Source organism: Aerococcus sp. Group 2 (assembly GCF_905125285.1).
Taxonomy (GTDB): domain Bacteria; phylum Bacillota; class Bacilli; order Lactobacillales; family Aerococcaceae; genus Aerococcus; species Aerococcus urinae_E.
This window is the reverse complement of sequence record NZ_CAJHPA010000001.1, coordinates 314,703-328,639: the sequence shown is the minus strand read 5'-3', so window position 1 is coordinate 328,639 and position 13,937 is coordinate 314,703. Positions and strand designations below refer to the sequence as shown.

At 39.3% G+C, this 13,937-nt stretch carries 13 protein-coding genes; all 13 read left to right on the top strand.

The features are described 5' to 3' along the window. Positions 1-3: 3 nt before the first annotated feature. The 13 genes from grpE (at position 4) to JFU01_RS01370 (ending at position 13,932) form a co-directional block, all read left to right on the top strand. Positions 4-666, top strand: coding sequence for a nucleotide exchange factor GrpE (grpE, locus tag JFU01_RS01430; RefSeq protein ID WP_195855561.1), 663 nt, complete (start codon positions 4-6; stop codon positions 664-666). A 21-nt stretch (positions 667-687) separates the two neighbouring features. Continuing rightward, positions 688-2,505, top strand: a complete 1,818-nt coding sequence (gene dnaK, locus JFU01_RS01425) for a molecular chaperone DnaK (protein WP_195855560.1) — start codon at positions 688-690, stop codon at positions 2,503-2,505. Positions 2,506-2,576: 71 nt separating this feature from the next. Continuing rightward, on the top strand, positions 2,577-3,737 hold the full coding sequence (dnaJ, locus tag JFU01_RS01420) for a molecular chaperone DnaJ (RefSeq protein WP_060778225.1): 1,161 nt from the start codon (positions 2,577-2,579) through the stop codon (positions 3,735-3,737). Between the two features lie 213 nt (positions 3,738-3,950). Beyond that, positions 3,951-5,777 (top strand): translation elongation factor 4, encoded by a 1,827-nt coding sequence (gene lepA / locus JFU01_RS01415; RefSeq protein WP_195855703.1) that lies wholly within the window; start codon positions 3,951-3,953, stop codon positions 5,775-5,777. 65 nt (positions 5,778-5,842) lie between these two features. Continuing rightward, positions 5,843-6,067: a hypothetical protein gene (locus tag JFU01_RS01410; RefSeq protein WP_195855559.1), complete on the top strand. Its 225-nt coding sequence runs from the start codon at positions 5,843-5,845 to the stop codon at positions 6,065-6,067. Further along, a complete protein-coding gene (locus tag JFU01_RS01405; RefSeq protein ID WP_070560232.1) occupies positions 6,067-6,408 on the top strand; it encodes a type II toxin-antitoxin system PemK/MazF family toxin in 342 nt (113 codons plus the stop codon). The genes JFU01_RS01410 and JFU01_RS01405 overlap by 1 nt, the downstream gene beginning before the upstream one ends. A gap of 101 nt (positions 6,409-6,509) precedes the next feature. After that, positions 6,510-7,580: a baeRF3 domain-containing protein gene (locus JFU01_RS01400; RefSeq protein ID WP_195855558.1), complete on the top strand. Its 1,071-nt coding sequence runs from the start codon at positions 6,510-6,512 to the stop codon at positions 7,578-7,580. Positions 7,581-7,828: 248 nt separating this feature from the next. Next, positions 7,829-9,511 (top strand): formate--tetrahydrofolate ligase, encoded by a 1,683-nt coding sequence (locus tag JFU01_RS01395; RefSeq protein WP_195855557.1) that lies wholly within the window; start codon positions 7,829-7,831, stop codon positions 9,509-9,511. 72 nt (positions 9,512-9,583) lie between these two features. Continuing rightward, positions 9,584-11,500: an ABC-F family ATP-binding cassette domain-containing protein gene (locus JFU01_RS01390; RefSeq protein ID WP_195855556.1), complete on the top strand. Its 1,917-nt coding sequence runs from the start codon at positions 9,584-9,586 to the stop codon at positions 11,498-11,500. Between the two features lie 74 nt (positions 11,501-11,574). After that, the gene (locus tag JFU01_RS01385) at positions 11,575-12,516 is read left to right on the top strand and encodes a thymidylate synthase (RefSeq protein ID WP_195855555.1); all 942 of its coding nucleotides are present in this window, start codon (positions 11,575-11,577) and stop codon (positions 12,514-12,516) included. A 41-nt stretch (positions 12,517-12,557) separates the two neighbouring features. Beyond that, positions 12,558-13,058, top strand: coding sequence for a dihydrofolate reductase (locus JFU01_RS01380; RefSeq protein ID WP_195855554.1), 501 nt, complete (start codon positions 12,558-12,560; stop codon positions 13,056-13,058). 18 nt (positions 13,059-13,076) lie between these two features. Then, on the top strand, positions 13,077-13,709 hold the full coding sequence (locus tag JFU01_RS01375) for a YpmS family protein (RefSeq protein ID WP_195855553.1): 633 nt from the start codon (positions 13,077-13,079) through the stop codon (positions 13,707-13,709). Position 13,710: 1 nt separating this feature from the next. After that, positions 13,711-13,932, top strand: coding sequence for a YozE family protein (locus JFU01_RS01370; RefSeq protein WP_195855552.1), 222 nt, complete (start codon positions 13,711-13,713; stop codon positions 13,930-13,932). Positions 13,933-13,937 lie beyond the last annotated feature (5 nt).

Genomic DNA, 13,937 nt, shown 5'->3' with positions numbered 1-13,937 from the left:
CAGATGAGCAAAGTTCATGATAAGAACAATCAGGATGTTGACCCAGAAAATATACATGAAGATGAAAAGTCAGTCCAGGATAAAAACAAGGCTCAAGATTTGAAACAAAATCAAAATATTAAAGCCGATAAGGATAATGAGTCAGAAAACCTGGCTGATGATGAGAAAAATAAAACCGCAGATGAAGATCAAGAAGTCCATGAGAATGATAAAGAGAGTGAACTTCAAAGTATAAAGAAAGAACTTGAAGAAAAAAATGATCAAATTCTTCGCTTATCTGCAGAAATTAAGAATATTCAAAGAAGAAATAATAAGGAAAGACAAGATGCTGCTAAGTACCGTTCCCAACATTTAGCTGAAAAACTCTTAGGTGCAGTTGATAACTTAGAACGGGCCTTGACTATTGAAGCAGATGATGAAGCGAGTCGCAGTATGAAACGCGGCATTGAAATGGTATTGGAAAGTATTCAAAGTGCCTTTAATGATGAAGAAATAAAAACGATTGATCCTAAAGGCGAAAAATTCGATCCTAACTTCCACCAATCTGTTTCATCTGTTCCTGCCAATGATGGTCAAGAATCAGATACTATAGTTGAAGTCTATCAAAAAGGCTATGTCATTAAAGACCGTGTCTTAAGACCAGCTATGGTAGTCGTTGCACAATAATAAAAAAGGAGATAATAAATAATGAGTAAAATTATAGGAATTGACTTAGGAACTACAAACTCTGCCGTTTCAGTATTAGAAGGTGGAGAACCAGTAATTATTACTAACCCAGAAGGCAATCGTACTTCACCCTCTGTAGTAGCTTTTAAAGATGGCGAAATTCAAGTAGGAGAAGTCGCTAAACGCCAAATGGTGACAAACCCAAATACAGTTGCTTCGATTAAACGTCATATGGGGGAATCCGGTTACAAGGTTCATGTCAATGATAAAGATTACACCCCAGAAGAAATTTCTGCTATGATCTTACAATACCTAAAAGGCTACGCTGAAGATTACTTAGGAGAAAGTGTAAGTAAAGCTGTTATTACTGTTCCAGCTTACTTTAATGACGCCCAACGTCAAGCAACCAAAGATGCTGGTAAAATTGCCGGCTTAGAAGTTGAACGTATTGTTAACGAACCTACTGCAGCTGCTTTAGCTTATGGTTTAGACAAAGATGATAAAGACGAACAAATCCTAGTCTTTGACCTAGGTGGCGGGACCTTTGACGTTTCTGTCTTAGAACTCGGTGATGGAGTCTTTGAAGTTTTATCTACTGCCGGTGATAATAAATTAGGTGGGGATGACTTTGACCAACGCATTGTGGATTACTTAGTTGAAGAATTTAAGAAGGATAATGGGATTGATCTTTCCAATGACAAAATGGCTATGCAACGTCTAAAAGATGCTGCAGAAAAAGCGAAAAAGGATTTATCCGGAGTTACCTCTACACAAATCAGCCTACCATTCATCTCTGCTGGGGAAAGTGGCCCATTACACTTAGAATTAACCTTAACTCGGGCAAAATTCAACGAACTTACTGATGACTTAGTTGACCGGACCACTAAACCCGTTCAACAAGCTTTAGCTGATGCTGATTTATCCAAGTCAGATATTGACCAAGTGATTTTAGTTGGTGGTTCTACTCGTATTCCTGCAGTGGTTGACCATGTTAAAGAATTAACTGGCCAAGACCCACACCGTGGTGTTAACCCTGATGAAGTGGTTGCTATGGGTGCTGCTATTCAAGGTGGTGTGATTACTGGTGACGTTAAAGACGTTGTCTTACTCGACGTTACGCCACTATCCTTAGGTATTGAAACCATGGGTGGAGTCTTCACCAAATTAATTGATCGGAACACGACTATCCCAACCTCTAAATCCCAAGTCTTTTCAACGGCTGCAGATAACCAACCCGCTGTAGATATCCACGTCTTACAAGGTGAACGTCCTATGGCTGCTGACAATAAGACTTTAGGTCGTTTCCAATTAACTGATATTAATCCAGCTCCTCGTGGTGTCCCTCAAATTGAAGTAAAATTTGATATTGACAAAAACGGGATCGTTAATGTTTCAGCCACAGATAAAGGCACCGGTAAGGAACAAGCGATTACCATTCAATCCAATTCTGGTTTAACCGATGAAGAAATTGACCGCATGATGAAAGATGCTGAAGCTAACGCTGAAGAAGATAACAAGCGTAAAGAAGAAGCAGAATTGAAGAATGAAGTTGAACAAATCATCCATCAAACTGAAAAAACTACTAAGGATGTTGAAGGTAAAGCGGATCAAGCAGATATTGATAAAGCCAACCAATTAAAAGACGAACTAAAGGCTGCTCAAGAAGCTGGAAATACTGATGAAATGAAGGCTAAGAAGGACGAATTAATGGAAGTTCTTCAACAACTAACGGTAAAACTTTACGAAGCCAACCAAGCAGAAGGCCAAAGTGAAAATCAAGATAATAATGATGATGGTACTTTTGAAGGTGACTTCGAGGAAGTAAATGACGATAAATAATCGACTATAGTAGGCTTGTCCCTGTCTTAAGGCAGGGACAAACTATTGTATCGAGGATAAGGGGGTAAAATATGGCTAAAGGAGATTACTATGACATTTTAGGTGTCAGTAAAGACGCCAGCCAGAAAGATATCAAGCGTGCTTACCGTAAACTAGCAAAAAAATACCATCCTGACTTAAACCATGATCCCGGTGCTGAAGAAAAATATAAAGAAGTAACGGAAGCATATGAAGTTTTAAGTGATGAAAACAAACGAAAACAATACGATCAGTTTGGTCATGCTGGTGCAAATGGTGGCTTCGGTGGCTTTGGCAATGGAAGTTATCAATCCTACTCAGGACAAGGTTTCTCTGGCTTTGAAGATATCTTCGATCAGTTCTTTGGTGGTCAAGGTGGCTTCGGTGGCTTTGGCTCATCTGCTAGTCAACGGTCTAGGACTGCACCTCGCCGTGGGGACGACTTACAATACACCATGGATTTAAGCTTTGAAGAAGCTATCTTTGGTAAAGAAGAAACGATCTCCTATAAACGCGAAGAAGCTTGCCAGGTTTGTGAAGGCTCTGGTGCTAAGCCGGGAACGTCCAAGAAAACTTGTCCAACCTGTAATGGCCAAGGGGTAGTTCAACAAGTAAGAAATACCCCATTTGGACAAATGGCTAGTCAAACCACCTGTAGCCAGTGTCAAGGTGAAGGTAAGATTATCGAAGACCCATGTACTAATTGCCAAGGAAGCGGTCGAGAAGAGAAGACCCATACGGTTAAAGTGAAGGTTCCAGCCGGTGTAGAAGATGGGCAATCGATTCGTCTTTCCGGACAAGGGTCAGCTGGCTACAATAAGGGGCCAGCCGGTGACCTCTATGTGGTCTTCCGAGTAGCTAAAAGCAATATCTTTCAAAGGAAAGGCTCGCAAATCAGTATTGACTTGCCTCTAAACTTTGCCCAAGCCGCTCTGGGTGATGAAGTTGAGGTCCCAACCGTTCACGGCAAAGTGAACCTTAAAATTCCTGCAGGTACACAAAGTGGCGATACCATCCGTTTACGTGGCAAAGGCGCCCCAGTATTAAACCGTGATCGCAATGGGGACCAATTGGTCAATATTAAGATCATTACACCTAAACATCTCAATGACAAACAAAAGGCCGCTCTTCGCGACTATGCTAAGGCATCAGGAAATAATGTCACTGAAGAAGAGAAGAATTTCTTTGATAAAATTAAAGATGCCTTTTCATAAGCAAAATAAGGTTAAATTTTTTAACTGATTTTAATCATCTAAAAACCGTAATCTTCTGCCTAGGAAGGTTACGGTTTTTGCTTTAGCTTTACTAGAACTTTTTTTAATGCTTTGTTTTAGATATCATCTGATCTCTGGATGGCTATATGTTATAATGAAGGGTGAACTCTTTATAGATTAGATAAGGAAGTGAGCAAACGAGTGACAAAATCAATTGATATTAATGAATTAAAAGAAAGACAGAAACGCATTAGAAATTTTTCGATTGTGGCCCATATTGACCACGGTAAGTCAACCTTAGCTGACCGTATTTTGCAAAAGACTGGGACGGTCTCTGATCGGGAAATGCATGATCAACTACTTGACTCCATGGACTTGGAGCAAGAACGTGGCATCACCATTAAACTAAATGCCGTTGAATTAGAGTACCAAGCTGAAGATGGGGAACAATATATCTTTCATTTGATCGATACTCCTGGTCACGTCGACTTCGCCTATGAAGTATCACGGAGTCTGCAAGCCTGTGAAGGGGCGCTCTTGGTGGTTGATGCGGCTCAGGGGATTGAAGCTCAAACCTTGGCTAATGCTTACTTAGCCGTGGATAATGATTTAGAGTTAGTGCCAGTCATCAATAAGATCGATCTTCCTGCAGCTAATCCTGAATATGTTAGAACTGAAATTGAGGATATTATTGGTATTGATGCCAGCGAGGCGGTCTTGTGTAGTGCTAAGACTGGGATTGGTATTGAGGAAATCCTGGAACAAATTGTAACTAAAATACCTGCTCCCCAAGGGGATATCGAAGCGCCTCTCCAGGCACTGATTTTCGACTCCGTCTATGATTCTTATCGGGGAGTCGTTCTTAGTGTGCGGATTGAAAACGGCATAGTAAAACCTGGTGATACCATTGAATTGATGAGTAATGGTAAGCAGTTTGATGTCACTGACCTAGGAATTATGTCGCCTCACCCCATTAGTCGGGATTATTTAATGGCAGGGGATGTTGGCTATATTACTGCAAGTATCAAGACTATCCAAGATACTAAGGTGGGCGATACTGTGACTTTAGCGGATCGTCCTGCGGCAGAAGCCTTACCTGGTTATCGTCCCATGATGCCTATGGTATATAGTGGTCTATATCCGGTAGATTCTGCTGACTATGTTGCGCTTAGAGAAGCCTTAGAAAAGCTGCAATTAAATGACGCCTCTCTAACCTTTGAGCCAGAATCTTCTCAAGCTTTAGGTTTTGGCTATCGGTGTGGTTTCTTAGGTATGCTCCATATGGATGTTACTCAAGAACGACTCGAACGTGATTTCAACCTAGATTTAATCATGACTGCACCATCGGTAATTTACCATGTATATAAAACCGATGGGGAAATGGTAGAAGTCTCCAACCCTTCTGAAATGCCAGATAATACCCAAATTGATTGGATTGAAGAGCCTTACGTCCGTGCTGAAATTATGGTACCTAAGGATTTTGTTGGAAATGTCATGGAACTCGCCCAACAAAAGCGAGGGAATTTTATCAACATGGAATATCTGGATGATATTCGAGTAAATATTATTTATGAAATGCCCCTGAATGAAGTGATTTTTGACTTCTTTGACCGTCTAAAATCCGGCACCAAGGGCTATGCTTCGCTTGACTATCAACTGATTGGTTATCAAAAGAGCAGTTTAGTCAAACTCGATATCTTACTAAGCGGAGAACCTGTCGACGCCTTGAGTACTATCGTCCACCGTGATTTTGCCTATGATCGCGGGCGTAAACTAGCCGAAAAATTAAAAGAAGTGATTCCCCGGCAAATGTTTGAAGTGCCTGTTCAAGCAGCTATTGGCAATAAAATTATTGCCCGTACCACGATCAAAGCTTACCGAAAAGATGTTACTGCCAAGTTATACGGTGGTGACGTCACCAGAAGACAGAAGCTGTTGAAGAAACAAAAAGAAGGTAAGAAGCGTATGAAGGCAGTAGGATCTGTTGAAGTGCCTCAGGAAGCCTTCCTGGCCATCTTGGATATGGATGATGAGAAATAGAGTAAAGAAAAAAGACTGCTTAGGCGGTCTTTTTTCACATGAAGAATTAAACTTGAGGAGGCTAAATGTTGGATTTAAAAATTATTCACACTGAAGAGGGGCCTGCTTTACTGCTGCCAAATGAAGAAATATTTAAAGAATATAGTCAATGGACTTTAAAGGAAAATGACGACCAAGAAGATAGCTTTATTTTACTTCCTCGGGTAGATAACCCTTATCGTCATGCTTGTGATGGGGAATTTTACCTGGGAGAGGCCTGGGATGATTACGATCATAAGGAGGTGGACTGATGGCCTACCAACCACGGCAAAAAGACATTGTCTGGATTAATTTTAACCCTTCCAAGGGTCACGAAATTCAAAAACGCCGGCCAGCTTTAATCGTTTCCTCCGATGACTACAACCATGCCACCCATTTTGTCATTGTCTGCCCGATAACCAATACAAAAAGGAAACTTAAAACTCATTTAAGACTTAAGGGCTACCAAACTACAGGTCAAGTGATGACCCAGCAAATGTATTCTTTAGATGTGACTGAAGCTGGTGGAAGAGAAATTCAATACATCGAAAGATTGTCTAAGAAAGATTTCCATCTTATTAAACAACTGATTCAATATAATTTTGACTTTTAACCATTTGATTATTTTAAAGTAAACCTTTCCGTTAGTAAAAAGCCAATATTTATTTTATAGTAGATATAGAAGTTGAAGCGCTTAAGGGAAAGGAGACTACTATGACTGTCGACAAACGTTTATATCGTGTAGTTAAAGCCAATGCTGAAAAGGGGAACCCGAAAATTTCAATATATATGCCAACCCATCGAGCTGCTCCGGAAAATCAGCAAGATCCTATCCGTTATGAAAATTTACTCAATGAAGTCAAGACTCAATTAGAGACTAATTATCCCGATAGTGATTGGCAAAGGACTTTTGATCATTTGTCTAAATTAATTGATGAAAAAGTCGATTTTTGGCAAAAAAATAAAGAGGGCTTGGTGATATTAGCTAGTGATCAGTTGATTGAGATCTTTAGATTACGGCAAGAGCAAGAGGAAATCGCCTATGTAGGAGATTATTTCCATTTGGTTCCCTTATTAGCTTACTATGAGGAAGCTTTTGATGTCATTTTGGCCGATATTGCTAAAGACCAAGTTCAATTATACTTAGCTGACCAGTATTCTTATGAACCGACTGAAATTGATGAAATCAAAAGTTCATTTTACGATATTTATGATGATAATGATTCCGAAAACAAGCAAACGACATCTAGGGGCCAAAGGTCTATTCATTCTAATCAAAGCAAGTCCGCCCAAGTTGAAAGAGATCGTGATAAATATTTCAGCTACCTAGATCAAGAATTTGACAAACTGGCTAAGGAAGTGGAAAGAAAAATATTATTAGCTGGAACCAAGGAGAATATAGCTGCCTTTAAAAAGGAATCTTCATCGAAGGTTTACTTGGATACAGCGATTGATCAGCCCATTAGTGGCGAAAACCACCAAAGAATTAAAGAGCTTTTAGCTGAGACTCTATCACCACTAGCCAAAGACAATGTTAAAACCATAGAAGATAATATTGAAGAGGCTAGGGGAGCTTCTCTTCTTATGGAAGAAGTTGAGGATATTCAGCTAGCTGCTAATGAAGGGCGGATTGCTGAGCTAGTAATTTTCTATGGAGAGTCGTCGACTTATGCGAGTTTGATTGATAAATTAATCCATCAAACCATTATAAATGGTGGGGAGATTTCAGTTATTCCTGCTAGCTCTGTTTCAGAGACGTCTACTTATGCCTTGTTACGTTATTAGGAGAATGAGCTTATTAAAACGGACTAAGTATAAACGGATATGAAATTCTGGTGTTGATTGAGGACTTAAATTCCTCGTCGACACCATTTTTCTTGGTTAAAACCGTAGCTAAGATAGGGACTCCTTTCCTTGATCGAAATAGTCAAAGCTTAAGTTTTTAATTTTAAAATAGAAAATTATTTTCTTAAGGCTCAAGTTAAATTCCTATAGTATAATTTAACTACTAAGCAGTGAAATGAGGTTATAACATGTTAACGGATATCGAAATTGCACAAGCTAATAAGTCTTTACCTATTAAAGAGATTGCCAAAGAAGTCAATTTAAGCGAAGAGGATCTGATTCCTTATGGCCATGATAAGGCTAAAATTAACCATCAGGCCCTTGAAAAATTAAAAGATAATAAAAAAGGTAGGCTAATTTTAGTAACATCGATTAATCCTACCCCTGCAGGCGAAGGAAAATCTACCTTGACTATTGGCTTAGGTGATGCCCTAAGACGCTTAGATAAAAAAACCATGATTGCCCTAAGAGAACCCTCACTGGGACCGACAATGGGATTAAAAGGCGGGGCAGCTGGCGGTGGCTATGCCCAAGTTGTGCCTATGGAAGATATTAACTTACATTTTACCGGTGACCTACACGCGATTACTCAAGCTAATAATCTTCTATCAGCAATTATTGATAACCACATTCAACAAGGAAACCAATTAGGTATTGATAGCCGACGCATTACCTGGAAGCGGGTCATGGATATGAATGACCGGGTGCTACGTCATATTGTGGTCGGTCTGGGGAGTCCTGGTAATGGCTATGTACGCGAAGATGGTTTTGATATTACCGTTGCTTCAGAGATTATGGCAATCCTTTGCCTTTCTAGAAATCTTGATGAATTACGTCAACGCTTCGATAAAATTGTGATTGGCTATACTCGAGACCAAGAAGCGATTACAGTAAAAGATTTAGGCTGTTCTGGTGCCATGGCCTTATTAATGAAGGATGCTATTTTACCTAATTTAGTGCAAACTCTAGAACATACGCCAGCGTTGATTCATGGGGGACCTTTTGCTAATATTGCCCACGGCTGTAATTCAGTGATTGCAACCGATACAGCTCTTCGTTTAGCAGATTATGTGATAACTGAAGCTGGCTTTGGAGCTGACTTAGGGGCCGAGAAATTTATGGATATCAAGGTTCCTATCTTAGAAAAATCTCCCGATGCCGTAGTTATCGTGGCTACTGCAAGAGCCCTAAAACATCACGGCAATCCTGATTTGGATAAAAATGCCGCTTTAGTGGATAGAGTCGAGGCAGTTAGAAAAGGCTTCGCTAACCTAGGTCGACATATTCAAATTATGAAATCCTACCAAGTCCCTGTTTTAGTAGCTATTAATCACTTTAAGGACGATGCTGATGAAGAGATTGAACTGATAAAAGAGCTCTGTCAAAAAGAGAAAACGCCTTCTTACTTGGCAGATGTCTGGGAAAAAGGAGGCCAAGGGGCGCTTGACCTTGGCCAAGCCCTGATCGACTCCATTGATGGAGAGCAAAATACTCACTTTCAACCCCTTTATCAAGCTAATCAATTGAGCGTTGAAGAAAAAATTCAAGTAATTAATCAAAAAATATACGGCGGGGAGGGTGTTGAATATTCAGCCGAGGCTAAGAAACAATTAGCGGCTATCAAGAAAAACGGCTGGGATCACTTACCGATATGTATGGCAAAAACCCAATATTCCCTGAGTGATGATCCTAAATTGCTAGGTGCTCCAGAGAATTTCACCCTACATATTCGCGAGTTAGTTCCCAAGCTAGGGGCAGGCTTCATTGTTGCTTTGACGGGTAACGTTTTAACCATGCCAGGTTTACCTAAGCAACCAGCTGCTCTCAAGATGTCCATTGATAATCAAGGAAAGATTAGTGGACTTTTCTAGCAATTCACTGACTATGCCCAAGTCTATGAATTGTGCTAGAATGGAACAGAAGTTAAAAGAGGAGCGATTATTTTGCAAGATTACTTAGCTAAAAATTGGAGTAAAACATATGGCATCAAGCAGTTACTTGATGATGTATCTTTTTTAATTCGTGAAGGCGACCATATTGCCTTGATCGGCCCCAATGGATCAGGGAAGTCCACCTTATTAAAAATTTTAGCCGGTAAGGATCATTTGGATAGCGGAACGATCGAACATAGTAACGATTATTCCATCGGTTTAGTTAGTCAAAACCCAGATTTAGATGATCAGCAAAGCCTCTTTGAAGCGGTATATTCTGGAGATAGTCCCTTAGTCAAAACAGTTAAAGCCTATGAACAAGCCACACAGGCTCTGTCTCAAGATCCTAATGATGAAAAGAAACAAAAGAAATTTTCACATTGGGAAAGCGAAATGAATCGCTTAGATGCTTGGCAGTTAGATACAAATATTCAAACTATCCTTACTAAGTTGGAACTCAAGGATCTCTATCAAAAGGTAGGGCATTTAAGCGGGGGCCAAAAACGCAGGTTGGGATTGGCTAAAGTATTAATCGATGAACCTGATCTTTTATTGTTGGATGAACCGACTAACCACATGGATTTTGAAATGGTCAAGTGGCTGGAAAATTATATTAATAATTATAAAAAATCAGTGGTTATTGTTACTCATGACCGTTACTTCCTGGACACGGTAGCCCAACGAGTATTTGCCTTAGATAGAGGGAAAATGACTGAGTACCAGGGAAATTATCAAGATTACTTGAATAAACGTGCTGTTGAGTTAGATGTCGAGGCCGCTAATCAAGCCAAACAAAAGAAATTGTATAAGCAGGAACTGGCCTGGATGCGCCAAGGGGCTAAGGCCAGGTCTACCAAGCAACAGGCCCGTATTAATCGTTTTAATGATCTTAAAGAGGACTTAAATCAGCACCGGTCTCTTCAAGGTTCCGTTCAACTAGACTTTGATCAAGAACGTTTAGGGAAAAAAGTTATTTCTCTAGAAGACGTTAGTGTGGGTTATGATAGCCGCCAGCCTTTACTTGAAGATATTAATTTACTAATCCAAAATCGCGACCGGATCGGTATTATTGGAGAGAATGGAGTCGGTAAGACCAGCTTACTAAATACCATCGCGGGAATAATCCCTCCTTTAAGTGGGCAGATTGAGATTGGTCCTACTGTTAAGATTGCTTATTTTCAACAAGTGCCCACTGATTTACCAGAAGATAAGCGTCTAATTAACTATATCAGTGAAGTCGCTGATGAAATTGTTTATGATGATGGACGTAAACTGTCAGCATCGCAAATGTTAGAAACTTTTTTATTTAACCGGGAAAGTCATGGTCAATTAATTGCTAAATTGTCCGGTGGTGAAAAGAAACGTTTGTATCTTTTGCGCTTATTAATGGAACGGCCTAATGTCTTATTCCTAGATGAACCCACCAATGACTTAGATATTGATACTTTAACAGTCTTAGAGGATTACCTGGCTGAATTTCCGGGAGCGATGTTGACGGTTAGCCATGACCGCTACTTTTTAGATAAAACGGTTGATAAATTATTAATTGTTCATAAGGACAAATCTTGCCAACTCTTTTTTGGAAATTTTACTGACTATGAAAGGGAGCATAAAGAAAAAGCCAAAAGTGGCCATTCTCCAAAACAAAATCCAGCCCAAAAAAGTGATGATTCACCTAAAAGTAATGACTCTGACACAAATCAAAGTAGTAAGAAAAGAATGACCTATAAAGAAAAGCAAGATTGGCAAGTTATTGAGAGTCAAATTGACCAATTAGAGAATGATATCCAAAGGATAGATAACGATATGCTAGCAAATGGATCTGACTACGGAAAGTTATCTGAGTGGCAAAAAGAAAAAGAAAGCAAAGAAAATGATTTGCTAGAAAAAATGGAATATTGGGATTATCTGAGTGAATTGAAACCTTAAGCTAGGATAGGAGAGTTTTGAGGGAGACTCTGTGTTACTATGAAGCCTTAATATGATTATTGGAGGGAAAAGTAGTGAAGCAATATTTAGACTTGTTACAGACCATTTTAGAAAAGGGCCATGACAAGTCCGACCGTACTGGTGTTGGCACGCGTTCAATTTTTGGTTATCAAATGCGTTTTGATCTTAATGAAGGTTTTCCGATCTTGACAACTAAGAAGGTAGCCTTTGGACTGATAAAGAGTGAACTTCTATGGTTTTTAAGAGGAGACACTAATATTCGTTATTTATTAGAAAATAATAACCATATATGGGATGAGTGGGCCTTCGAAAACTGGGTAAACAGTGAGGACTATCAGGGCCCAGATATGACTAATTTTGGTTTACGGGCAGAAAAGGATCCAGAATTTAAAGCAGAATACTTGAAAGTTAAAGCAGACTTTTGTCAAAAGATCCTTAATGATGAAGACTTTGCTAAAAAATATGGTGAATTAGGTAATGTCTATGGCAAACAGTGGCGGGATTGGGAAACTCGTGATGGCGGTTCTATCGATCAAATTGCGAATATTCTAGAGCAGCTTAAAAATACTCCTGATTCCCGTCGGATCATCTTATCCGCCTGGAATCCAGAAGATGTCCCTAATATGGCCTTGCCTCCCTGTCATACCTTAAGTCAATTTTACGTTAATGACGGCAAGCTTTCATGCCAACTCTACCAAAGAAGTGGCGATGTCTTTTTAGGGGTTCCTTTTAATATTGCATCCTATGCTTTATTAACCCATTTAATTGCCCGTGAAGTTGGCTTGGAAGTTGGGGACTTTGTTCATACTTTTGGTGATGTTCATATCTATAATAATCATTTCGATCAAGTAAAAGAACAATTAAGTCGTCAACCTGGTCAATTACCCCAGCTTGAAATAAAAAGCGACAAATCCATGTTTGACCTTGAAAAGGATGATATCGTTTTGAATAATTATCATCCTCAATCTCCAATAAAGGCTCCAGTGGCTGTATAGATTTAGGCTGATTGAAAATGTATGGATAAAAGGAGGCTATCATGTTAATAGCTATATGGGCCCATGCGGCTAATGGTATTATAGGGAAAAATAATCAACTTCCTTGGCATATTAGCGAAGATATGAAATTTTTTAAGCAAGAAACTCTGCATAAGACTGTAGTTATGGGCCGAAAAACCTTCGAGTCGATGGGAAACCGCCCATTAAAAGAACGAAAAAATTACATTCTGACCCGTAAGAAAAACTTACCGGGGGTTAACCCTGGTGATGAGGATCAAGTTCAAATCATTAATCAGATGGATGAGATTATCGAGCTAGCTAAAGAAGAAGATGTTATGGTTATCGGAGGCGCAGAAATTTACCGCTTATTCTGGCCGTATTTGGATGAGCTTCGTATTACTAATATTGCTGAAAATATTGAGGGGGATACTCGCTTTAATCCTGATCTGAGCCAATTTAGACGCTATGCGGTTGTTGACCAAGATCTTAATAGCGAATCGAATTATCATTACCAGTTCGAATTCTGGGAAAGAAAGAAATGAGACTAGGGAGGTTCTACGATGGAGAATAAAAAGAAGCAAAGAAATCCATGGAAAATTGCATTTTTAAGCTTGCTTACCTTTTTGGCGGTTTTATTTGCTTCTGTTTATTTTTATATCTATCAAAATAGTCAAGTAAACACATACCAGGATAAAATCCAAGTAAATCGGCCCAAGAGTTCTGACCATGCAATGGTTCCAGTTAAACTAGCGATGACCGTTGACCACCTGGTCCGTCTTCTCAACCAAGAAGACCTGCCTTTTCTTTTGGAAAATAATCAGGACACGATCGTTATAAAAGGGAAAATTCAGCTTTTAAACCAATCCCTTGCTTACACCTTAACTACTCGCCCTGAGGTTCACGCCAGTGGCAATCTTAGTTTGAAAGTAGTTAATTTCTCAATATTATCCTTAGATCTTCCTTTAAATCTCTTTTTACCCATTCTTTCCAAGATAATGCCTAGTGACTTGCCTTTAGCTGTTGATACTGAATCAGAATCGATCATTATTTCTATAAAAGAACTACTCGCTAAGGAAGGCATTGCCTTTAAAGTTGAAGCAATCGATTTGACTAATGATCAAATTGTTTTACAATTAGCAGTTCCTGAGCAGAAAATTAGCCAAATCTTAGACCAGTTGGGAGAGAAAGAATAAAGTGAAGCCATTTTATCAATATATTCAAAAACACCGCAATAGTAGTGGGACAAGTCAAGATCCCAAGAGCCAATTGGCTGAATTAATCTATCTTGATGGAGATTTTCCCAAAACTGCTACTGATTTTGCTAGTATTAGTAATTATATTGAGTTAAATAGTCGCTATTCTCAGTGGGTTTCGCTATTCGATGAATTGTGGCAAGATTATCTCAACAATGACTAATGACT

Bases quoted from the DNA above. Each gene is read 5' to 3' on its own strand.
- dnaK (WP_195855560.1), top strand. From the start codon at position 688: ATGAGTAAAATTATAGGAATTGACTTAGGAACTACAAACTCTGCCGTT.
- JFU01_RS01395 (WP_195855557.1), top strand. From the start codon at position 7,829: ATGTTAACGGATATCGAAATTGCACAAGCTAATAAGTCTTTACCTATT.
- JFU01_RS01375 (WP_195855553.1), top strand. From the start codon at position 13,077: ATGGAGAATAAAAAGAAGCAAAGAAATCCATGGAAAATTGCATTTTTA.
- grpE (WP_195855561.1), top strand. From the start codon at position 4: ATGAGCAAAGTTCATGATAAGAACAATCAGGATGTTGACCCAGAAAAT.
- dnaJ (WP_060778225.1), top strand. From the start codon at position 2,577: ATGGCTAAAGGAGATTACTATGACATTTTAGGTGTCAGTAAAGACGCC.
- JFU01_RS01380 (WP_195855554.1), top strand. From the start codon at position 12,558: ATGTTAATAGCTATATGGGCCCATGCGGCTAATGGTATTATAGGGAAA.
- JFU01_RS01410 (WP_195855559.1), top strand. From the start codon at position 5,843: ATGTTGGATTTAAAAATTATTCACACTGAAGAGGGGCCTGCTTTACTG.
- JFU01_RS01405 (WP_070560232.1), top strand. From the start codon at position 6,067: ATGGCCTACCAACCACGGCAAAAAGACATTGTCTGGATTAATTTTAAC.
- JFU01_RS01400 (WP_195855558.1), top strand. From the start codon at position 6,510: ATGACTGTCGACAAACGTTTATATCGTGTAGTTAAAGCCAATGCTGAA.